Origin of the sequence: Deinococcus planocerae (assembly GCF_002869765.1) — a bacterium.
Lineage (GTDB): Bacteria > Deinococcota > Deinococci > Deinococcales > Deinococcaceae > Deinococcus > Deinococcus planocerae.
In genome coordinates this window covers 1-18,916 of sequence record NZ_PNOR01000052.1, presented here as the reverse complement: position 1 = coordinate 18,916, position 18,916 = coordinate 1, and the positions used below count along the sequence as shown (strand labels likewise).

At 72.6% G+C, this 18,916-nt stretch carries 20 protein-coding genes, 1 rRNA gene, 1 pseudogene and 1 riboswitch; of the genes and pseudogenes, 12 read left to right on the top strand and 10 right to left on the bottom strand.

What is annotated here, in order from left to right:
- Positions 1-126, top strand: a pseudogene (locus tag A7B18_RS19555) (IS701 family transposase); the annotation flags it as partial.
- A 351-nt stretch (positions 127-477) separates the two neighbouring features.
- On the opposite strand, the gene A7B18_RS19550 reads toward A7B18_RS19555, so the two are convergent.
- Positions 478-2,664, bottom strand: a complete 2,187-nt coding sequence (locus A7B18_RS19550; RefSeq protein WP_102128362.1) for an amino acid transporter — start codon at positions 2,662-2,664, stop codon at positions 478-480.
- Positions 2,665-2,865: 201 nt separating this feature from the next.
- Here A7B18_RS19550 and A7B18_RS19545 point away from each other — a divergent pair, with 201 nt between their 5' ends.
- From A7B18_RS19545 to A7B18_RS19535, 3 genes are all read left to right on the top strand, one after another.
- Positions 2,866-3,777, top strand: a complete 912-nt coding sequence (locus A7B18_RS19545; RefSeq protein WP_102128365.1) for an MBL fold metallo-hydrolase — start codon at positions 2,866-2,868, stop codon at positions 3,775-3,777.
- Between the two features lie 47 nt (positions 3,778-3,824).
- Positions 3,825-4,493 carry a Dps family protein gene (locus A7B18_RS19540; protein ID WP_102128361.1) on the top strand — a complete coding sequence of 223 codons (669 nt, stop codon included), beginning with the start codon at positions 3,825-3,827 and terminating at the stop codon, positions 4,491-4,493.
- A gap of 61 nt (positions 4,494-4,554) precedes the next feature.
- Positions 4,555-5,049 carry a DUF4385 domain-containing protein gene (locus A7B18_RS19535; RefSeq protein WP_180970252.1) on the top strand — a complete coding sequence of 165 codons (495 nt, stop codon included), beginning with the start codon at positions 4,555-4,557 and terminating at the stop codon, positions 5,047-5,049.
- 28 nt (positions 5,050-5,077) lie between these two features.
- Here A7B18_RS19535 and mobA read toward each other — a convergent pair whose 3' ends face one another.
- On the bottom strand, positions 5,078-5,701 hold the full coding sequence (gene mobA, locus A7B18_RS19530) for a molybdenum cofactor guanylyltransferase (protein ID WP_245872985.1): 624 nt from the start codon (positions 5,699-5,701) through the stop codon (positions 5,078-5,080).
- 114 nt (positions 5,702-5,815) lie between these two features.
- On the opposite strand from mobA, the gene A7B18_RS19525 reads away from it, so the two are divergent.
- A complete protein-coding gene (locus A7B18_RS19525) occupies positions 5,816-6,289 on the top strand; it encodes a multidrug DMT transporter (protein WP_102128359.1) in 474 nt (157 codons plus the stop codon).
- A 492-nt stretch (positions 6,290-6,781) separates the two neighbouring features.
- Here the strand turns inward: A7B18_RS19525 and A7B18_RS19520 are convergent, their stop codons facing one another.
- Positions 6,782-7,813, bottom strand: a complete 1,032-nt coding sequence (locus A7B18_RS19520) for a thiamine ABC transporter substrate-binding protein (RefSeq protein WP_102128358.1) — start codon at positions 7,811-7,813, stop codon at positions 6,782-6,784.
- A 57-nt stretch (positions 7,814-7,870) separates the two neighbouring features.
- Positions 7,871-7,969, bottom strand: a riboswitch (TPP riboswitch).
- A gap of 42 nt (positions 7,970-8,011) precedes the next feature.
- On the opposite strand from A7B18_RS19520, the gene A7B18_RS19515 reads away from it, so the two are divergent.
- Genes A7B18_RS19515 through A7B18_RS19505 form a run of 3 tightly spaced genes read left to right on the top strand, consistent with a single transcriptional unit; the run spans position 8,012 to position 10,589 of the window.
- On the top strand, positions 8,012-8,476 hold the full coding sequence (locus A7B18_RS19515; RefSeq protein WP_102128357.1) for an NUDIX domain-containing protein: 465 nt from the start codon (positions 8,012-8,014) through the stop codon (positions 8,474-8,476).
- A gap of 50 nt (positions 8,477-8,526) precedes the next feature.
- Positions 8,527-8,997 (top strand): MarR family winged helix-turn-helix transcriptional regulator, encoded by a 471-nt coding sequence (locus A7B18_RS19510; protein ID WP_102128356.1) that lies wholly within the window; start codon positions 8,527-8,529, stop codon positions 8,995-8,997.
- A complete protein-coding gene (locus tag A7B18_RS19505) occupies positions 8,994-10,589 on the top strand; it encodes an MDR family MFS transporter (protein ID WP_102128355.1) in 1,596 nt (531 codons plus the stop codon). The genes A7B18_RS19510 and A7B18_RS19505 overlap by 4 nt, the downstream gene beginning before the upstream one ends.
- Positions 10,590-10,639: 50 nt before the next feature.
- On the opposite strand, the gene A7B18_RS19500 is transcribed toward A7B18_RS19505, so the two are convergent.
- From A7B18_RS19500 to A7B18_RS19490, 3 genes are read right to left on the bottom strand one after another with little or no spacing between them, the layout of a single operon-like run.
- Entirely contained in the window at positions 10,640-11,101 is a 462-nt protein-coding gene (locus A7B18_RS19500) for a hypothetical protein (protein WP_102128354.1), read from the bottom strand.
- A gap of 35 nt (positions 11,102-11,136) precedes the next feature.
- Positions 11,137-11,958, bottom strand: a complete 822-nt coding sequence (locus A7B18_RS19495) for an HAD family hydrolase (RefSeq protein ID WP_342747185.1) — start codon at positions 11,956-11,958, stop codon at positions 11,137-11,139.
- Positions 11,955-12,353, bottom strand: a complete 399-nt coding sequence (locus A7B18_RS19490) for a 4'-phosphopantetheinyl transferase superfamily protein (protein WP_102128353.1) — start codon at positions 12,351-12,353, stop codon at positions 11,955-11,957. Before A7B18_RS19490 ends, A7B18_RS19495 begins: the two co-directional genes overlap by 4 nt.
- A 75-nt stretch (positions 12,354-12,428) precedes the next feature.
- Between A7B18_RS19490 and A7B18_RS19485 the strand changes: the two genes are divergently transcribed.
- Together A7B18_RS19485 and A7B18_RS19480 are read left to right on the top strand one after the other, a co-directional pair.
- On the top strand, positions 12,429-13,145 hold the full coding sequence (locus tag A7B18_RS19485; RefSeq protein ID WP_102128352.1) for a HepT-like ribonuclease domain-containing protein: 717 nt from the start codon (positions 12,429-12,431) through the stop codon (positions 13,143-13,145).
- Between the two features lie 206 nt (positions 13,146-13,351).
- A complete protein-coding gene (locus A7B18_RS19480; protein ID WP_102128351.1) occupies positions 13,352-13,546 on the top strand; it encodes a hypothetical protein in 195 nt (64 codons plus the stop codon).
- Between the two features lie 45 nt (positions 13,547-13,591).
- Here the strand turns inward: A7B18_RS19480 and A7B18_RS19475 are convergent, their stop codons facing one another.
- From A7B18_RS19475 to A7B18_RS19465, 3 genes are all read right to left on the bottom strand, one after another.
- Complete coding sequence (locus A7B18_RS19475; RefSeq protein WP_245872984.1) at positions 13,592-14,404, bottom strand: aldo/keto reductase; 813 nt, start codon at positions 14,402-14,404, stop codon at positions 13,592-13,594.
- Positions 14,405-14,565: 161 nt separating this feature from the next.
- Complete coding sequence (locus tag A7B18_RS19470; protein ID WP_102128349.1) at positions 14,566-14,955, bottom strand: RidA family protein; 390 nt, start codon at positions 14,953-14,955, stop codon at positions 14,566-14,568.
- A 22-nt stretch (positions 14,956-14,977) separates the two neighbouring features.
- The gene (locus A7B18_RS19465; RefSeq protein WP_102128348.1) at positions 14,978-15,328 is read right to left on the bottom strand and encodes a nuclear transport factor 2 family protein; all 351 of its coding nucleotides are present in this window, start codon (positions 15,326-15,328) and stop codon (positions 14,978-14,980) included.
- Between the two features lie 268 nt (positions 15,329-15,596).
- Here A7B18_RS19465 and A7B18_RS19460 point away from each other — a divergent pair, with 268 nt between their 5' ends.
- The gene (locus tag A7B18_RS19460) at positions 15,597-17,753 is read left to right on the top strand and encodes a DUF937 domain-containing protein (protein WP_102128347.1); all 2,157 of its coding nucleotides are present in this window, start codon (positions 15,597-15,599) and stop codon (positions 17,751-17,753) included.
- On the opposite strand, the gene A7B18_RS19455 is transcribed toward A7B18_RS19460, so the two are convergent.
- The gene (locus tag A7B18_RS19455; protein WP_102128346.1) at positions 17,737-18,513 is read right to left on the bottom strand and encodes a phosphodiester glycosidase family protein; all 777 of its coding nucleotides are present in this window, start codon (positions 18,511-18,513) and stop codon (positions 17,737-17,739) included. The two genes, A7B18_RS19460 and A7B18_RS19455, sit on opposite strands and share 17 nt — an antisense overlap.
- Before the next feature lie 282 nt (positions 18,514-18,795).
- On the opposite strand from A7B18_RS19455, the gene A7B18_RS19450 reads away from it, so the two are divergent.
- A 23S ribosomal RNA gene (locus tag A7B18_RS19450) occupies positions 18,796-18,916 on the top strand; the annotation flags it as partial.

Here is an 18,916-nt window from a genome sequence, read left to right as displayed (position 1 = left end):
GAAGTCGCCGCCCGGGTGGCCCTGCCCCTGCTGGTCATTCAACGACTCGCTGCACAGGTCTGTCGAGAGGAAGAATTCCTGCGCCAGCACGGGTATTCACTCACCTTATCCAGATGCAAGACCTAAGGCAAACACACGGGGTCACCGAAAGGTTGGTGATGCTCTTGACGCACAAGAAACATACCAAGAACCGCAAGAAGCGGCAAGACAAGTTCAAACGCTGGGCGACCATTCTATTGGTATGGTTTGGCGAAATGGACGGCGTTCTTGACCGCCCTCGCGGCCTTGGTCACTGCCCTTGCAGAGCTGATCCACTCGCTGTGAAAGCGCCTGCTTTGATCTAAACCTCTGGGTGGGGTGCCCAGCGCGTCACCGTGCTCGTCTGGACGCCCCCGCCGCGAGGTGGGGGTTCTTGCTTTGAACCCCGCCCAAAGCAGAGGGGGCCAGCAAGTCATGCAGGCTCCCCTCTTTGCCGCCCTACCCGCCCACGTGGACGACGGGCCGCCGGGACGCGTCCCCCTCGGCGCGGCGCAGCACCTCGTGGGTGAGGGGCGGGATGTCGCCCTCTCCAGCGAGGAGGAAGCGCAGGGCGTTGCCGGCGGGACCCTTCTCGCTCCACTCGAAATAGACGTGGGGGGGCACGCCCGTCAGGTCCCGGACATACAGGAGCACGGCGGCGATGGTGTTGGGCACCGAGTTGCCCCGGGCGCGCAGGATGGCGTGGCGGCCCACCCGCACGCCGCTCACCGCGACGGGATCGCTGAAGTTGCTGGGGTCGGTGACCTCGACCTCCAGGAAGAGGGCCGCCTCACGCTGTGGCAGGTGGGTGTCGAGCCGCACCTCCAGCTCCTTGAGGCGGTACTCGGTGGTGTCTCCGGCGTTCAGGCGGTTGGCGATGAAGCGCACCGGAAGACCCCGGCCCGCCGTCTCGCGCAGCAGCCGCTCGGCCTCCGGGTCGAGACCGACCTGTCCGGCGCGCAGCTCGGTCGAGCGGCTCACCCGCGAGGCCACGCTGAACACGAGGATCGCCGCGATGAAAAGGGCCGCGATGTACAGGCCCTCGGGGCGGCCCGTCACCGTGACCACACTGGTGTAGATGAACAGCGCGCTGATCAGGGCGAAGGCGACGGTGGCTGCCCGGTGGCGCCGCCGCAGCTCGGTGAGAAAGACCGCGACCGCCGCCGAGGTCATCAGCGCCAGCACCCCGGTCGCGTACGCCCCCGCCTGCGCGTCCACGTTCGCCCGGAAGGCCAGGGTCACGAGAAAACTCACGAGCGTAAAGATCACGACCAGGGGCCGGGTCGCCCGCGCCCAGTCGGGGGCCATGCCGTAGCGCGGCAGGTACCGGGGCACGATGTTGAGCAGCCCCGCCATCGCCGAGGCGCCCGCGAACCACAGGATCAGGATGGTCGAGACGTCGTAGAGGGTCCCGAAGCCCTCGCCCAGCCGCTCGTGGGCGAGGTAGGCCAGGGCGCGTCCGTTCGCCTCGCCCGCGGGCTTCTCGACCGTCACCGCGTCCGACGCCGTGGCCGGGGTGGGCGTGACTGTCACGGTGAGGGGCACCGCTCCGCCCACCGTCTGCGCGTCCACCGTGAAGGTGCCCGTGCGCCCGGCGGGCAGCCGCAGGGTGTAGAGCTCGTGCGGGTCGCGCGGGTCGTCGAGCGGCACGTTCACCACGGCGCTCCCGGCGTTCAGGTCGGCGGCGTTCACGTTGCGGGTGTAGCTCACCGCAGGCCAGAACTCGGCGCGCGGAATCAGGAAGGTGGTCACGAGCGCCGAGCCCAGCAGCATCACGCTCATCAGGAGGGCGGCGGTCGTCAGGAGCTTTTGCGCGTTGCGGATGCGCCCGGCGAGCCTCGCCCGCGCGTCTCCCTGCCCGCCGCGGATGAGCGGCATCACCACCACGCCCGTCTCGAAGCCGCTCAGGCCCAGCGCCAGCCGCGGAAAGACGAGCAGGGCCGCCCCGACCAGGGCGAGCGGCGAGAGGTAGGCCTGCCGTAGCCCCGCCCACCAGTCGCCCACCACCGTGGGGTGCGCGAACACGTCCCGCGCCCCGTGCCCGATCACGACCGCACTCAGGCCGATGTACAGCACGACGAGCCCCACCGCGATCCCGATGGCCTCCTTGAAGCCCTTGAGAAACACCGCCCCCAGCAGCGCGATCAGCCCCAGGGTGATGGGCACCTGCCGCCCCTCCAGCGCCTCCCGCAGGAAAGGATTCTCGATCAGGTGCGCCGCCGCGTCCGCCGCCGACAGGGTGACTGTGATAACAAAGCCCGTCGCCACGAAGCCGATCAAGGCGAGCACGAGGAGCTTGCTCGGCCAGTAGGCGAGCAGCCGTTCGAGCATGGAGATCGAGCCGTCGCCGTGCGGGCTCTCCTGCGCGACCCGGCGGTACATGGGGAGCGCCCCGAGGAGGGTCACGAGCACGAGGATGAGGGTCGCCACCGGGGAGAGCGCCCCCGCCGCCAGCGCCGCGATCCCCGGCTGGTAGCCCAGGGTGGAGAAGTAGTCCACGCCGGTCAGGCACATGACCTGCCACCAGGGGTGCTTGTGCCGGCCCTCGCGGGCGCTGCGCTCGTCCTCGTAAAAGCCCTCGCGCTCGGGGGGGTCCGTCTCCAGAAACCAGCGGGTAAAGGCGCTGCGGGGCCGTGCCGACGACATTGCGCCAGCTTACTCCTCCGCCGGGGGCGGGGACTTTGCCGTGGGCTCCCTTCGGTGAAGGGGCGTCCAGGATGTCCCCGGCGGTCCGTTCCCGGAGGTCTGAGCAGGGCAGCCGTCGCCTCATCCGTCAGGAGCTCCTCACCGGGGGTCAGGCCGGTGCTCTGCGCCCTGGCCGCGCCCTCTCCCCTTACCCTGTCCCACATGGCGCCCGAACTCCTGACCCTCGCCCCCGGCGTCCACTTCCTCCCCGGCGCGGTGAACAGCCTCGTCCTCGAAGACCGCCGGGGCGGGGCTCTCCTCGTGGACACCGGCCTCGACGAGTCGCACGCCCAGAAACTGCTGCGGGCGTTGGAGGAGGCGGGCCTCACGCCCACCGGCATCCTGAACACCCACAGCCACGCCGACCACCACGGGGGCAACGCGGGCATCCTGAAACGCTTCCCGGCCTTGAAGGTCTTCGCCCCGCCGCTGGAGGAGGCGATTATCACGCACCCGATCCTCGAACCCCTCTCGCTCTTCGGCGCCCGGCCCCCGCGCGAGCTTCAGACGAAGTTCCTTCTCGCGCCGCCCAGCCCCGCCCGCCTCGCCCCGGAGCCCGGCCTCTGCCGCATCGGGGGAGTGGACCTGGAGTTGATCGAGGTCGCCGGGCACGCGAGCATGATGTTCGCGGTGCGGGTGGGCGAGGTGCTCTACGCCGCCGACGCGCTCTTCGGCCCGGAGTCGCTGGAGAAGCACCCGCTGACCTTTTGCGCCGACTCCCGGTTGCAGAAGGAGGCCGCCGCCCGGCTGGGCGAACTGGAGGGCGTGCGCGTCGCGCTGCCGGGGCACGGGGACCCGACGGACGACCTCGCCGGGCTGGTGGCGACCAACCTCGCCGCGTACGCGCGGACGACGCAGGCGGTGCTGGAGGCCGTGCGGGCGGGAGGGGCGACCGTGGACGACCTGCTCGCCCGCGTGTGCGACGCGCTGGGGGTGCAGATGACGAACCCGGGGGCGGTGGTCCTGAACCGCGCCGTGGTGAGCGCGCACCTCACCGAGGGGCTGGAGCGCGGCGCGGTGGCGATGGCGGTGGAGGGCAACCGCCTGCTCTTCCGCCCCGTCGCCGGAGGGTGAAGGAACGGCCTAGGGGGAGGCGGGGGGCGGGAGGGTAGGTTGAACCCATGACCAAACGCAGCAGCACGAAGCGGAGCACCAAGGCCGAGAAGGACGCCGCCCAGGCCGTGGTGGCGCAGCCGGAGCCGCAGGACGAGGCGGGCCAGGCGGCGGGCGGGCAGGAGGGCGCGGTGCCCCAGGGCGAGGCCAAGGCCGACGCGGCGCACCTGAACATCCGGCACAACCAGCTCGTCGATCACGGCTACCTCTCGGAGGAGGAGTTCGGCACCGTCGCCGAGACGTTGCAGCGCAACCTGGCGACCACGGTCAGCCTCTACCTGAAGTTCAAGAAGTACCACTGGGACATCCGGGGCCGCTTCTTCCGCGACCTGCACCTCGCCTACGACGAGTTCATCGAGCAGATTTTCCCCGGCATCGACGAGCAGGCCGAGCGCCTTGTCGCGCTGGGCGGAAGCCCCGTCGCCGCGCCCGAGGACATCGCCCGCTTCAGCCTGATCCGGGTGCCCACCGAGACCGTGCGCGACGCGCGCGCCCAGGTCGAAGACCTCGTGGCCGATCTCACCCGCGTGGCGCGCGGCTACCGCGACGACTCCAAGACGGTGGACGACGAGGCCAACGATCCCGTCACCGCCGATCTTTACACCGGCTACGCGGCCACCCTCGACAAGATCCGCTGGATGCTCCAGGCGATGGTGGACGACGAGCGCATGAACTGAGCGCGGGGATCGGGAGGCCACGGGACCCCGCCCGGCGGCCTCTTTCGCTGGGGAGGTGACCGTGGGCAAGAAGTTCGACTACAGCCTGAACTACGCCGAACTCGACCTGCGGGCTCACCCCGAACTCTACCGGGTGGGTGTGGGCGAGCAGGGCGTCTTGCTGGTGCAGCCGTACAAGTCCGAACTGCTGCCCCACTGGCGCTTCGCCACCCCCGACGCGGCGCGGGCGAGCAGCGAGACGATCTACGCGATGTTTCTCGACTACCTGGAAAGGGGCGACTTCGTGGGGGCGGACATGGCCCGCAAGTTCCTCCAGATGGGCTTTACCCGCTCGCGGCGCTACGCCAATCACAAGGGCGGCAAGAAGTACGACGGCCCCGTCCCCGAGGATAAGAAGGGGCAGAGCGGGTCGCATGGCCGCGCCGAGCTGCCGCGCTCGCCCGAGGACCCGGTGAAGGCCGAATCGGCGCGCATCTTCAAGGCGAAGTGGGACGAGGCCGAGGCCAACCCCGAGTACGCGCGGCTGAAAGGGGAGCACCGGGCGCGGTACGGGTGAGGGCCGGGCCTGTCAGCCGTTCGGGCGGCTACTCCAGTGCGGCGAGGTCCTCGGGCGTGTTCACGTTCCGCAGGGCGTGCGGCGCGGCATCCTGAAGGGCCGCGAAGGGAACGATCACGGTGGTGTCCGCTCCGGGAGCGGCGCGCAACCGGCGCTCACCCGCCTCCAGCCGCGCCGTGACGTGCGGCAGCCGCGCCGTGTGGTAGAGCGCGGCGAGGGGCTGGGGCCGCCCGATCTCGTCGAGCGCGAGGACCGCCTGGGCGCCCGGAGTGCGTGCCGCGGCGAGGGTCGCCCAGTACGCGGGGGTCAGGCGCGGCAGGTCCACCCCCGCGAAGGCGACCCAGCCTGGCCCCACCGCGGCCTCGGCGGCGCGCAGGGCGGCCTCCAGCGCCGCGAGGGGTCCCTCGCCGGGCCGGGTGTCGGGGACGGGAAGCCAGCCCGGCAGCGCGTACCGCCCGGGCGGGGCGACGAGCAGCCGCAGCGGGCACCCCGCCAGGCTCGCGGCGACGTGTTCCAGCAGCGGGCGGCCCTCCAGCCGGGCAAGGGCCTTGTCGCTCCCGAAGCGGCTGGACCGCCCGCCCGCCGTCACCGCCCCCGCGAAGTCAAGGCGCGGTGAGCTCCCCGGCCACCGCGTGCCCTCTCGCCCGTCCACGCCCCATGCTCTCACGTCTCCTGGAGAAATGGAGGGCGCGCTCCGGAGAGGCGGTGGCCGACGATTAAGCCGAATTGGACTTGACAATTCTGCCCAAAACAGAACAATGCAACTATGGAGAATCTGCTGAAGAAGGCTGGCGCGATGCTGGCGCACCTGGAGCTGTTCAACCACATGCTGCATCTGCGGGGGCTCCTTCAGCTCGCCGCGCACATGGAGGAACGCGGCGACCGGGTGACCCTGATCTCGCCCGAGGCGATCACGCTCGTCGGGGGCGACATGACGACCGATCCCAGCGTCACGACGAGCAAGGGGGCCACCGTCGAGGCGGGCACGGCCTACAGCGTCTTGCGGACCCTCAAAGGCCACGACGCGCCGGAGTACGCCGTCACGCGTGAGGAACTCAAGGCGCTGAACGCGCGGGCGGTCGCGGACCTGGAGTCGAGCGACGCCATGCGGGCCTTCGGGGAGACGCTGGCGCGAGTCGGGGTGCCGAGTGGGGCGGGGGCGGACACGGCGCCGGAGCGGCCCACGCGGGGGCGCCGAGCCGCCGAGGCGGAGGGGGCGGCGGAGCAGCCTGCGGCGTAAGGGGCCTTGTCCCGCGCACCCCGCTTTCCCTGATGGGGCGGGGTGCTTGGTTTTTATGGGCAGGGTGTCGTGCCACGGTTGGCCCCCACCCCCCAGCCCCCTCCCCCCAGAGGGGGCAGGGGGAGCGGCGCTGCGCTGGGCAAGGACACACGGGCGGCGCGGGTGGACGTATTCCTCTGAACGCAAGGTCTGATCTTGTCGCGTCCCATCTGCGGGCCCACCGTCTCGCTGCGCGAGCAAGGCGGGGCCGTGGGCCAGGGGCGTTCAGGCACTGCCCCTCAACGGGCATCCGGGTTGGCGTTTTTGAGAAGCGGAAGCTCCTGCGCTCTTTACCCCTCCCCCTTGAGGGGGGAGGCTGGGAGGGGGTGGACCGAAGCCCCCACCTCCGCGCCCCTCAACGCACAACACTTCCTCGGTCCGTCCCGCGGCGAAAAATTCTCCGAGCTGTTCTCAACGGTCGCGAAGGGCAAAACCAAGTGATTTTCCAGCTCCTCACCGCGCCCGCAGCACGTTGGTCACCCATGCGTCCACCAGCCGCTGCGGATTGGCCGTCACGCTCGCCTTCGCGGGGCCCTCCTCCGGTTGCGCGGCGAATTTGAAGACCGGATCGAGTCTGGTGCCTTTCACGGCGGGGTAAATCCACATCCGCGTCGGGATATCCGCCTGCACCGGATTCGACAGCATGAAGTCCACGAACTTGCGCGCGAGGGCCGGTTGTTTCGCGCCCTTGAGGACGCCGACCCCCTCAAGTTGCAAGAAGGTGCTGCCCGGCAGGAAGAGGTTGGCGGTGGGGGACTGGGCGGGCAGCCTCCTGGGGTCGTAGCCGTCCGCGTAGTGGACCTCGGCGGCGGGGCTGCTCGCGTAGCTCAACACGATGGGATACTTGCCGCCGTTCCGGCTGAAGTCCTTGTTGTAGGCGTCCGACCAGCCGCGCGTGACCGTGAGGCCGCCCCGCCGCGCCTCCCGCCACCACGCCCAGGCGCCCTCCTCGCCGTAGTGGTTGACGGTGGCGAGCAAGAAGGCGAGGCCGGGGCTGCTCGTCGCCGGAGAGGGAAGGACGGTCAGGCGGGCGTACTCGGGCTTTTTCAGGTCGTCGAGCGACCCCGGCAGGGGCAGGCCCGTCCGGGCGAAGGCCGCGCGGTCGTAATTCAGCGCCACGACGCCGTAATCCACCGTGTTCAGCAGGCCCGCCTCGTCCAGGCGGTACGCGGCGGGCACCCGCGCGAGGGCCGGGGAGCGGTAGGGTTCCAGAATTCCGGCCTGACGTGCGCGGGGCAGCAGCGTGTTGTCCAGCCCGTACACCACGTCGGCCACGGGCGCGCGGCGGGTCAGGATCAGGCGGTTGAGGAGTTCCCCCGCGTCCCCGCCCCTCACGAAGCGCACGCGGGCATGGTTCGCCCTCTCGAACTGCGCCACGAGCTTCTTGTCGACGTCGAAGGAGTCGTGGGTGATCACGGTCAGGGTGGTCTGGGCCGTGGCCTGGGCGCCCAGGACGAGCGCCGTGAGAAGAGACAGTCTCCGCATAAAAATTCCCCCTCGCGTCACGAAGGGGCAGGCGCACACGGACCACAGGATCGAGCTCGGGCCCGCGCATCACGCTCCCTCCGCCGGCATGACCCGGATCAGGTTCCTGGGGTATGTCTCAGCCCTGCCTCGTGCAGGGCACCCCCGGTGACGCACCCGCCAGCATAGCGCACCGCGCCGGAGCGTCTAGGCTGGGGCATGACCCATCTCATCGTGTGGCTGGTCGTGCGTGACTCCTCGGGACGGGTGCTGCTGGGGCGCCGCTCGGGAACGACCTTCGCCGACGGCCTGTGGAATCTCCCCGGCGGGGCCGTGGAACCGGGCGAGAGCCTGACCCGGGCGGCCATCCGGGAGGTGTGGGAGGAGGTGGGCCTGCGGGTGGAGGCCGCCGACCTCCGACCGCTCGGGGTCAGCCGCTACGACGTGCTGGGGCTGCACGGCCCGGTGCAGGGGGTGGACTTCCTCTTTCTCGCCGACCGCTGGGAGGGCGAGCCGACCCCCCTGGAGAAGACCTCCGAGACGGGCTGGTTCGGTCCCGAAGCCCTGCCGCACGACTGCCTGCCCTGGCTGCCGGGCGTCCTGAACGCGCACCTCCTGGGCGGGGCGTGGCTCACCGAGCAGGTGGGGAGCGTGGAGAGCCTGCGGGCGTATCCCGAGACGTAACAGAGCGTGAATGGCCCCGGGTTCTTCCATCTGGAATAATTTCGTTTGGAATGAACCACGCCTCCCCCTCCCACCCCGAGCTGTACGACCTCGTGCGGCTGACCCTGCGGCTCTCAAGGCGCTTTCTCTCCGCGCTCGACGAGCCGCTTGAAGCGGCCCTCGGGCTGAACACCAAGGAACTGCTCGTGCTGGCCGCAATCATGGACGGGGCGGGCACGCCGGGCGCCGTCGCCGAACGCCAGCGTCTTCCCGCCCCGACCGTCACGCGGATCGTCACGAAACTCGTCGGGCGGGGGCTGGTGGAGCGGGTAACCGACCCCGGCGACCTGCGGCGGCAGCGCTTGCGCCTGACGCCCCAGGGCGAGGCCACCCGGGGCCGCACCCGCGCGACCGCGCAGGACATCGTGGACGCGCACTTCGGGGCGCTGCCCGCCGAGCACGTCGGCGCCGCGCTGGCTGCCCTCAGGGCGCTCGAAGCCGACCTCCGGGCCGCCCCGACCACGGGGGAGGCCCTGGCGTGAACGCGCTGACCCTCTCCGCCCGGGACAAGACGCTCGCCTTCGTGGGCATCCTGACCGTGCTCTTCCTGAGCAGCCTCAACCTCACGGTGGTGGGCAGCGCCATGCCGCGCGTGATCAGCGACCTGGGCGGCTTTCACCTGTACGCCTGGGCCTTCACGGCGTATTCGCTCGCCACGACGGTCACCATCCCCATCGTCGGCACGGTGAGCGACCGCTACGGGCGGCGTCCGCTGCTGCTCGCGGGGATCGCCGTCTTCGCCCTGGGGAGCGTGCTGCTGGGCCTCGCGCAGAATATGGGCCAGCTCATCGCCCTGCGCGCCCTGCAAGGCGTGGGCGGCGGCACCCTGATGGCGATGAGCTTCACGGCCATCGCGGACCTCTTCACCCCCGCCGAGCGCGGGCGCTACCAGGGCTACACGGGCGCGGTCTGGGGGGTGAGCAGCGTGGTGGGGCCGCTCGTCGGCGGCTTTCTCACCGACCACCTGGGGTGGCGCAGCGTGTTTTTCGTGAACCTGCCCTTCGCGGTGCTCGCGGCGTTCTTCATCGCGCGCTTCTTCCGGCTGCCCGCGCCCGGCGCCCGGGGGCACTTCGACGGCCTCGGCGCCCTGTTGCTCGGCGGGGCGGTGACCACCCTCACGCTCGCGCTCTCGTGGGGCGGAGGCGCGTACGCCTGGGCCAGCCCGCAGATCCTGGGGCTGCTGGGGGCGACGGTCGGCCTCGGGCTGTGGTACGGGGGGCACAGCCGGGCGCAGGAGCGGCCCATCCTCGACCTGCGGCTGTTGCGTGACCCGGCGATCTCCCTCGCCTCGCTGGCGGGCTTCCTGACGAGCGCGGGGATGTACGCGGCGGTGCTGTACCTGCCGCTCTACATGCAGGGGGTCAAGGCGGCCTCGGCGAGCGGCAGCGGCCTGGCGCTCGCGCCCCTGATGTTCGGGATGATCGTGACGAGCACCCTCAGCGGTCAGCTCGTCAGCCGCACCGGGCGGTACAAGGGGCTGATTCTCGGCGGCGCGCTCGTCGCCACGGTCGCCTTGCTGCTGAGTTCGACGCTGGGCACGGCGACGCCGCTGTGGATCGCGGTCGGGCTGATGGTCCTGCTCGGCATCGGGCTGGGGCCCGTCAACAGCCAGCTCACGCTCGCCGTGCAAAACGCCGCGCCCCGGCAGCAGCTCGGCAGCGCCACGAGCGGCAACCAGTTCTTCCGGCAGATCGGCGGCACCCTGGCGGTCAGCCTCTTCGGGGCGCTCGTGAACGCCCAGCTCGCGGGGAACCTGGCGGCCCGCCTGCCCGAGGAGGCCCGGTCGCTGCCCGCGCCGCTTCGGGAGGCCATCGCCAACCCCAACCTCCTCACCAGCCCGGAGGCGACCGCCCGGCTCCAGGGGGCCCTGACGCGCCTCGGAGCCCCCGACCTCTTCGGCCCCGTCATGGCGGCGCTGCGGGGGGTCATGACGACCGCCATCGACCACGTATTCCTGATCGCGGGGGTGCTCGTCGGCCTCGCCTTCCTCGTCACGCTGGCGCTGCCCGAGCGGCCCCTCGCCGGGCGGTCCGCCGCTCCTCGCCGCGAGGAGGGTGCGCCCGCCACCGACTGAGGCCCGTTGCTGAAGGGGACGCTCCAGATTTGGGGGCGCCCCTTGCGCCTTTACCTCGGTGCCCGCGCGACGCGGCCCGGCGCCTGCTCTCCCTGCGCGGCGATGCCGAAGAGGCCCACCCGGCCCACCGCGTCGAAGCCGAAGACGAGGGCCCAGACGGTCCCCGGGTCACGCTCGAAGACGGCGCTGCGGACGTAGTAGGTCACGCCGTCCTCGGTGAAGGTCCGCTCCGCCACGACCTGCCGTTCGGCCCCGTAGGTTCTCGCGCCCGCCTCGCGGAAGGCCTGGAACGCCTCCAGGCTGCCCCACTGCTCCTTGGCCTGCGGGGTGAAGGCCCGCCAGAGCCGTTCGAGGCGCAGGGCGTAGAAGTCGGCGATGAGGGCCCGGCCCCGCGCCAGGGCCTGGAGTTCGGCGGGCGTGCCCGGCACCGGGACCGGGGGCGCCGTGGTCTGCGCGAGAGCGGGGGGAGGCGCCCAGACCAGCAGCGCGGCCAGCAGCAACCAGGGTTTCATGCCCAAGCGTAGGAGGCTCCCGCTCCGCCGGGGTGTCAGCCCGCCGACGATTGGGCCGTTAACCGTTCGATCACGCGGGCCACCCCGTCCTCGGCGTTGGAGAGGGTCACCTCGTCCGCCGCCTCCAGCGCCTCCGGGTGGGCGTTCGCCACCGCCACACCGCGCCCGGCCCAGGCGAGCATCTCCGCGTCGTTGGGGGCGTCCCCGAAGGCCAGCACCTCCTCCCGCGCGACCCCCAGCCGCCCGCACAGGAGGGTCAGGCCCCACGCCTTGCCCACCCCCTCGGCCAGCACCTCCAGAAAGGGGGCGCCGGAGTGGGTCACCGCGAAGCCCCCGAGGTTGAGGGCGCGCAGCTCGGCGAGCAGCTCGCGCGGCGTGAGGGTCGCGTGCCGCACGATGAGTTTGAGGCTGGGGGCGGCGAGCACGTCGTCGAGGGCGTGGGTGCCCAGCTCGGCGGGCTCGCGGTTGTGGTCCTCGAAGCGGGCAACGGCGGCGTACCCCTCCTGCGCGACGTACACCTCGCCCCCCTGCCGCACGCTGAGGAACAGCACGCCCGGCCCCCGCCTCGTCAGCGCCTGGGCGAGTGTGCGCTGCGCCGCGACGGTCACCTGCGCCTCGAACAGCGTCTCGCCCGTGCCCAGGTGGACGCCGTACGCCCCGTTGGCGCACAGGGCGTATTCGGTCAATCCCGCCGCCCCCGCGATCCGGCGGACCCCACGCGGCTGCCGGGCCGTGACGGGCACGACCTGGAGGCCCGCCGCCCGCGCCGCGCCGAGGGCCGCCCGCGTCCGGGCGCTCACCGTCCCGTCGGGGCGCAGCAGGGTGCCGTCGAGGTCGGTGGCGATCAGGCGGATCACCCGCGCGCTGGCTCCCGCGCCTCCAGCACCACGACCGCCGAGGCGTGCTCCTTGGTGTGGGTCAGGGTCAGGTGCGCGACCCAGCCGCGCGCCTCCAGCTCCCGCGCGATCTCGGGGCAAAAGCCCAGCACGGGGGGCGCGAAGGGGAAGGGGCCGTCCGGCGTGCGCCCTCGCTCGACCCACACGTCGCGCCAGCCGTGGGGGCGCGGCCAGACCTTCTGGAAGGCCTCCTTGGCGGCGAAGCGGGCGGCGAAGCTGGGGGCGGGGTCGGCGAGCCGGGCGCAGTAGGCGAGTTCGGTGGGGGCGAAGAGCTTCAAGGCCCGCTCGCCCTCGCGCCTCAAGAGGCCCCGGATGCGCTCGATCTCGATCAGGTCGTGTCCGATGGCGACGATCATCCGGAAAGCATGGTGACACGGCAAGGCCCCGCCCCCCGGCACCGCCCGCCCCTCCTGCCCCTATCCTGTCTCCCGATGCCTCCTTCCTCCGCTCCGCTTTTCCCCGACCTGCGCCTGCCCACCGTCGCCCGGGAACTGCGCGGGGCAGAGGCGCGGTGGCGCGCGGTCGGCGTCGCCCGGGTGCGGGTCTTCGGCTCGGTGGCGCGGGGAGAGGCGGGCGAGGCTTCCGACATCGACCTGCTCGTGGACTTCGCGCCGGGCCGCCCGGTGGGCCTGCTCGACCTGATGCGCGCCAAGGAGGTGTTCGAGGACCTGCTGCGGCGCCGGGTGGACGTGATGACCGAGGGCGCCCTGGGGCCGCCCCTGCGCGGCGAGATTCTGGAGGACGCGGTGGACGTCTTCGACCCCGGCCCGCCGCCCCGGCCCTCGCACCGCCCGAAGCGTTGGCGCTGGCGGGTGTTCGACCTGCTGGGCGCCGTGGACCGGGTGGCCGACGACACGCGCGGGCACACCCTGACGACCTTCCTCGCCGACGAACGCGCCTGGGACGCCGTGCTGCACAACCTCGCGCGCCTGGGTGAGACCACGAAATTCATCCCCCAGGCTGTGCAGGACACCCACCCTGAACTCCCCTGGGCCCTCCTGCGCGACGTGCGCAACCTCGTGGCCCACGACTACTTCGGCATCGACCCCGCCCTCGTGTGGCACACGGCGCGGGTGGACCTCCCGGCGCTGCGGCCTGCCCTCCAGGCGCTCGCCGACGGGGAGGACGTCCGGCGAAGAGCCGAGTAGAGGGGGCCACCTCCACCCGGAACGCGGTTGAGCGGACGCCCGGCGGGTGTTGCCGTGCCTGGTCCCGCCGTGAGGGTGAAACAGGGACGCGCACGGGGCCTCGTCTAGGTCTGTGACCTCCCCGTCAGACCTCTGACAGGAAGGGCGTGAATACTTTAGGAAGGCTAAAGGAGCCCCTCATCCTCTGGGGTGCGCCGGGAGGGTTCATGGACGAATCGAAAAGAGGCCTCAAGCTCGCCGCGTTCGACCAGACCGACATGGCGCGGGGGGAGGACGGCGAGCTGTACCACCTGCCGACCTTGCGCACCCTGCACGCGGCGGGCCGCCTCTCCCGGGAGAGCGCGGGCTACCTGCTGCTGATGCACCGGACCGCCCTGCAAAGCGTTCGCCTGATCGCCTGACTCCGGCCCCTCCCCGCGCCCGCCCACTTCTGGGGCGGGCGCTCCTCACGTCCACGGGAGGGCCGCCCGCTCCCGCCAGTAGGCCGCCGGGGGCTGGGCGAGTGGGCGCAGGGCGTCCAGGTGCCCGGGGGTGAGGTTCAGGGTCGGGGCGCGCAGGTTGCTGCCCAGTTGCCGGGCCGTGGTCGCCCCGCTGAGCACCACGTCCGCCCAGGGCTGCGCGAGGACCGCGGCGAGGGCCAGCGCGTCCGGAGTCGTCCCCAACTCGGCGCACACCTCCGCCAGGGCGGGCGGAGGAGTCCCCCGCGCGGTCAATCGCCCGTTCGCCACCCCCTCCTTGACGACCACGCCCCAGCCCGCCGCGTGGGCCCCCTCGAGCGCCTCCTGCGCCGAGGGGTCGAGCAGGTTCCAGGTCGCCTGCACCACGCTGAGGGGATTTACGCCGTCCACCCGGACTTCCAGCGCCCGCCGCAGCGTGGCCTCCTGCGTGGGGCCGCTCGTGCTCAGCCCCACCCGCACGCCCCGCGCGGCGAGGTCCGCGAGCCGGGCGAGTACCCGTCCCTCCTCCAGCACGCCCGTCTCCAGCGTCGCCGAGTGGATCAGGTACACGTCGGGGCGGCGGCCCAGCGCCTCCTGCGTCTCCGGCCACTGCCGCTCCAGGGTGGCGGGGGAGTGGTCCTTGACCTCGTGCGTCTCGGCGTCCGTGCGCCAGCCCGCCGTGTAGGTGTAGCCCCACTTGCTCCCCACGGCGGCCCCGTGTCCCCGCTCGCGGAGCCAGCCGCCCAGGAACTCCTCGGCCCGCCCGTAGCTGCGCGCGGCGTCGAAGTACCGAATCCCCGCCGCCCAGGCCGCGTCCAGCACTTCCCAGGCCCGTCCCCGCATCGCGGCCACGTCCTTGCCCGCGCCCACGTCCTCCCCGTGCCCGAGGTTGAGGTACCCGGGCCGCCCGAGCGCGGCGAGGCCGAGTCCCAGGCGGGTGACCGTGGGCGGCGCGGCGCCGAGGAGGCGGGTGGGCAGCGGGGTCACGCGCCCTCCGGCAGGATCGCTTCCGCCTCGATCTCGACGAGGTGCCGGGGGTCGATCAGCGCCGCGACCTGCACCAGGCTCGCGGCGGGGCGGACGGAGCCGAAGACCTCCCCGTGCGCCCGCCCGACGGCCTCCCACTGCCCGATGTCGGTCACGTACATCCGGGTGCGGACGACGTGTTCCGGGCCCGCCCCGGCCTCCCGCAGCGCCCCGGTGATGATCTCCAGCGCCGCCCGCGTCTGCCCGTAGGCGTCCCCGACGGCGACCACCTCGCCGTCCACGGTGGCGGTCGTGCCCGCGACGTGAACGACGTTGCCCACCCGCACCGCGCGCGAGTACCCGACCACGCTCTCCCAGGGCGACGAGCCGCCGATGTTTCGCCTCATGGGGCGAGCGTAGCAGCCGGGGCTACTCCTCCCGCCGGGTCTCCGGCCACCCCGCGCGGAAGGCGGGCGGGTCGTAGGGACCGGGCCAACAGTCGGTGATGCGGGAAATCAACCCGTCCCGGTCCTCGTGGACGACGACGGCCCGCTGCGTCTCGGCCAGGCCCAGAACCTCGTCGGCCAGGGCGCGGCGGACCTCGATGCTCCACTCGCCCGGGCATTTGTGGTCGAAGGCGGCGACGTTCACCGGACCCCCCACGACCTCCCCGGTCTGCGGCACCTCGTAGCGCACGTCGGGGGTGAAGAGGGCCGCGAATCCCTCCCCGTCCCGCGCGTTCAGGGCGGCGAAGTCGGCCTCCAGCAGGGCGCGGCTCACTCGCGGCCCCCCCGCCGCGGCCCAGTGGGGTCGGTGGACGTCTGCTCCTCTCCGGGCCGAGGTCGCGCGGGTGGGGTCATACCGCCCCCATCCTGCTCCACGCGCGGCGGGAGGGAGGCCCTCCCCCCTCGGCCAGGCCCCGGCGTTGCCTGGAATGGTGCGCATGGGCGCCCCCCCTTGCGCGTAGGGTGGGGGAGAGGGAAACCGGTGCGCGGTGCGGGCCGCTCGCCGGCGGCAGGGGAGAGGGAACGTGTTCCCAGGAGGTGGAATGAACGGTTCAGAGGAGTGGCAGACGTTCTTCGGTCCGGTGGCCGCCGAGCGGCTCGCGCGGGAGGCTGGCCTCGGGCCCGCCGAGGCCGGGCGCGTCCTGCGGGAGGGGCTGCCCCTGCTCCTCGCCGCGCTGGCCGACCACGCCCGCACGCCGGAGGGGGAGCGCCAGCTCAACGAGGCGATCCAGAACCTCCCCCGCTTCGCCAGCGTCCCGGCGGCGCTCGAGAGCCTGGGCGGGGCGGGCGCCCTGCAACGCGCCGGACAACTCCTCGGGCCGGCCTTGCTCGGGCCCCGGGCGGTCGCCATCGCGGAGCGTGTGACGGGCGCGTCCGCCCCGGCGGGGGTGCAGACCCTCCTGCACCTCACGCTGCCCCTCGTGCTGAGCGTCCTCGGCCAGCGCGGCGGGCTCTCCGGCCTGCCCTCCGGCCCCGCCCGACTCGTCGTGTCCGCCGTGCCGGGCCCTCTCCAGACGGCAGGCGGGGCAGTAGACCCCCCGGCCCGCGCCCCCGCCGGGAACACGCCACCGGGCGGACTCTCCCCGCAGGAGTTGACCGAGTTCCTGAGGGGGCAGTTCGGTGGAGTGGCCGGAGTGCGTCTGGGGACCCTCGCGGGTTTTGGAGACGGGTCGGCGGCGCAGGCCACCCAGGCCGCGCTGGCCGTCGTCCTGGGCGCCGTCGCGCGCAAGGGCCGCACCGAGGCGGCGGCGGGGGTAATCCTGGGCCACGGCGGCGACTTCGAGCGCCTCGTCGACGCGGACGGCAGCCTCAACCCCCACCTGCTGGGCGACCCCGCCCGGGTGGCCGGGATCGAGGGCCAGGGACGCCGCCTGCTCGGCACGCTGTTCGGCCACGCCTCCGGGGTCGGGGCCCGGCTCGGGTCCGCCCTCGGGGCGCCGGAGGAGAACGCCGGGAGGCTCCTCGCGCTGCTCACCCCCCTCGTGCTGGGCCTGCTCGTTCGCCGTGCCCGGACGGCGGGGCTCGGCGCCCGGCACCTGGCCGCCCTCCTCGCGGGGCTGGGGCCGCACCTCCCGGGTCTGCTCCCGGCGGGCCCGTCCGGCCTCGGGGCGCTGCTGGAGGCCGAGCCCGTGCCCTCCCCCGCAGCGGGGACGGGTGGGACGCCCAGGCCCGGCGCGGCGGTGGCCCCGGCACCCGCCCGGCGACGGGGCCCTCGCTGGTGGCTGATTCCGCTCTTGCTCGTGCCCCTGGCGGGCGGCCTGTCCCTCCTGTGGTCGCGTTCGGAGCAACCTCCCGTCCCAGGGGCCGCCGGGGCCGCGGGCACGGGGGTCACCGTCCGCAGTCCCGCCCCCGGGGCCGAGCTTCCCCTCGCGGACCTCACCCTGCGCGGCACGGGGCGTCCCGGCGACCTCCTCACGGTCGAGGACGGCGGGCTGGAGGTGGCGTCCACCCGGGTGGGGGGGAACGGCACCTGGCAGGTCACCCTCCCCACCCCGACCCTGGGCGAGCATACGTACACTGTGCGCGGCAGCGAGGGCGCGACGAGCGGCGAGATCAGGGTCACCGTCACCGCCGGTGACGACGTGAACGCCGGGGAGGTGGGTGGAGGTCCGGACGAGGAACCTGCCGCCGGACCCAGCGCCCCGCCGAGCGAGACCTTCGACCTCGCCGAACCCGCGCCGGGCGCACAACTGCCTGCGGGCAGCTTCACCCTGCGGGGGCGCGGCACGCCCGGCGAGAGCCTCCAGATTCTCGAAGACGACACCAGCCTCGGCAACGTGACGGTGGGCCCGGGCGGCACCTGGCGCCTCGACGTGCCCAGCCCCAGCCCGGGCCCCCACACCTACGCCGTCTACGCCCAGGACGCCACCGAACTCGGACGGGTGGAGGTGACGGTGGACGCCCTGGCCTCCCTGTCCCCCACCGGGGTCTGCGACCGCGAGTACACCCTGAGCCTCACGGACGGACAGACGGTCCGCGAGCCCTTCCGGTTCGGCGGGACCGGGCAGGGCGAGGGCTACCGGGTGACCGTCCGCCGCGCGGGCCGCGTGGTCGGCGTCCGCGACATCCCCCTCGACCCCACCTGCGGCTGGAGCTACCAGAGTCGGCCCGGCCCGGGGCCCCTGTCCTACGAGGTCCGTCCCCTGGCGAGTCCGGGCGCCGCGCCCCTGAGCGTCATCACCATCACCGTGCGCCCGTGACGGCCCCGGGTCCCGGGCGGCTGACGGTCCAGATGCCCGCGAAGTCGCTGAGCTGTGTGTCGGTGCTCGCCGTGGCGTACGCGCTGATGCTGCCGTCGAGGTAGAGCGCGTCCGGGCACCTCAGCGTGTCCCGGAAGAAAAGCGCGAAGGTGTGGAAGTTGACCGGCCCCGCGCTCACCACGAAGCGCACCCGCCCGTCGCGGCACACCCCCACGCCGCTGCGGACCTTGAAGCTGGTGCCCTCGCGGTTGAAAGCCGGGTGCAGGCGCCCCCCCTGCACGAGCAGCGGCCCCGACTGCGTGGCGTAGGCGGGCGTGAGCCCCAACCTCCGGTACGCCCCCGTCTCCGTCACGCCCGCCCGCTCGTCCTTCACCCAGAAGACGCCGTTGGGCAGCAGCGCGAAGTTCCCACCCGAGCGCGCCTTGTTGACACCCACCAGCGTCCGCCCGTTCTCGACGTGAAGGCCCAGAGGCCGAAGACCCGGCGCGTAGATGCCGCTGTTCGTGGCGAAGAGCAGTTGCCGCCCCTCCCGGCCCAACTGTCGGCGCACCCCCTCGAAGGTGCGGTAGGGCTCGCCCGTGGCCGGACTCTTCCAGTGCAGCCGCAACGTGTCCTGCCGCAGATCGACCACCGCCACCGTGTAGAGCCTGCCTCCCGCCGTGAGCCGCTCCACCGTCAGCCCCTGCGCTGACGTGCAGGCGGTCAGCGAGAACGAGAGGAGGGCGGCGACCAGAAGGCGGGCCAGGGCGGGAGCTGACATTGCCCACCGATGATGCCCGCCCGCGATGAGGTCGGGGTGATCGCACGAACGCCCGCAAGCCCCGCAGGACGGATGGAGCACTCCCTGGCAAAGCGCCAGGCTGCCCCGGCAGTCGCCCGACCGGAAGAGGGGCAGTGGAGGTGTTGACAAGACGGGGGCGGGCCTGTATCTTTTCTGAGCCTCGGTTGAGGCGAGCAGCATGACAAGCGAAGGTGCGAGCGAGAAATGCACGAATCCACCCGTCTCTCCCTATGGGAGAGTGGGTTGAGGACAGAGCAGAATGGTCAAGAGAACAAGGGTCCACGGTGGATGCCCTGGCACTGGAGCCGATGAAGGACGCGCTTACCTGCGATAAGCCCCGACGAGCCGGAAAGAGGCGTTGACTCGGGGATCTCCGAATGGG

What these genes read in the sequence shown, in the direction of transcription:
- A7B18_RS19490 (WP_102128353.1), bottom strand. Translation starts at nt 12,353, where the DNA reads ATGATCGTCGCCATCGGACACGACCTGATCGAGATCGAGCGCATCCGG.
- A7B18_RS19545 (WP_102128365.1), top strand. Translation starts at nt 2,866, where the DNA reads ATGGCGCCCGAACTCCTGACCCTCGCCCCCGGCGTCCACTTCCTCCCC.
- A7B18_RS19540 (WP_102128361.1), top strand. Translation starts at nt 3,825, where the DNA reads ATGACCAAACGCAGCAGCACGAAGCGGAGCACCAAGGCCGAGAAGGAC.
- A7B18_RS19485 (WP_102128352.1), top strand. Translation starts at nt 12,429, where the DNA reads ATGCCTCCTTCCTCCGCTCCGCTTTTCCCCGACCTGCGCCTGCCCACC.
- A7B18_RS19455 (WP_102128346.1), bottom strand. Translation starts at nt 18,513, where the DNA reads ATGTCAGCTCCCGCCCTGGCCCGCCTTCTGGTCGCCGCCCTCCTCTCG.
- A7B18_RS19520 (WP_102128358.1), bottom strand. Translation starts at nt 7,813, where the DNA reads ATGCGGAGACTGTCTCTTCTCACGGCGCTCGTCCTGGGCGCCCAGGCC.
- A7B18_RS19510 (WP_102128356.1), top strand. Translation starts at nt 8,527, where the DNA reads ATGAACCACGCCTCCCCCTCCCACCCCGAGCTGTACGACCTCGTGCGG.
- A7B18_RS19515 (WP_102128357.1), top strand. Translation starts at nt 8,012, where the DNA reads ATGACCCATCTCATCGTGTGGCTGGTCGTGCGTGACTCCTCGGGACGG.
- A7B18_RS19525 (WP_102128359.1), top strand. Translation starts at nt 5,816, where the DNA reads ATGGAGAATCTGCTGAAGAAGGCTGGCGCGATGCTGGCGCACCTGGAG.
- A7B18_RS19500 (WP_102128354.1), bottom strand. Translation starts at nt 11,101, where the DNA reads ATGAAACCCTGGTTGCTGCTGGCCGCGCTGCTGGTCTGGGCGCCTCCC.
- A7B18_RS19470 (WP_102128349.1), bottom strand. Translation starts at nt 14,955, where the DNA reads ATGAGGCGAAACATCGGCGGCTCGTCGCCCTGGGAGAGCGTGGTCGGG.
- A7B18_RS19460 (WP_102128347.1), top strand. Translation starts at nt 15,597, where the DNA reads ATGAACGGTTCAGAGGAGTGGCAGACGTTCTTCGGTCCGGTGGCCGCC.
- A7B18_RS19480 (WP_102128351.1), top strand. Translation starts at nt 13,352, where the DNA reads ATGGACGAATCGAAAAGAGGCCTCAAGCTCGCCGCGTTCGACCAGACC.
- A7B18_RS19550 (WP_102128362.1), bottom strand. Translation starts at nt 2,664, where the DNA reads ATGTCGTCGGCACGGCCCCGCAGCGCCTTTACCCGCTGGTTTCTGGAG.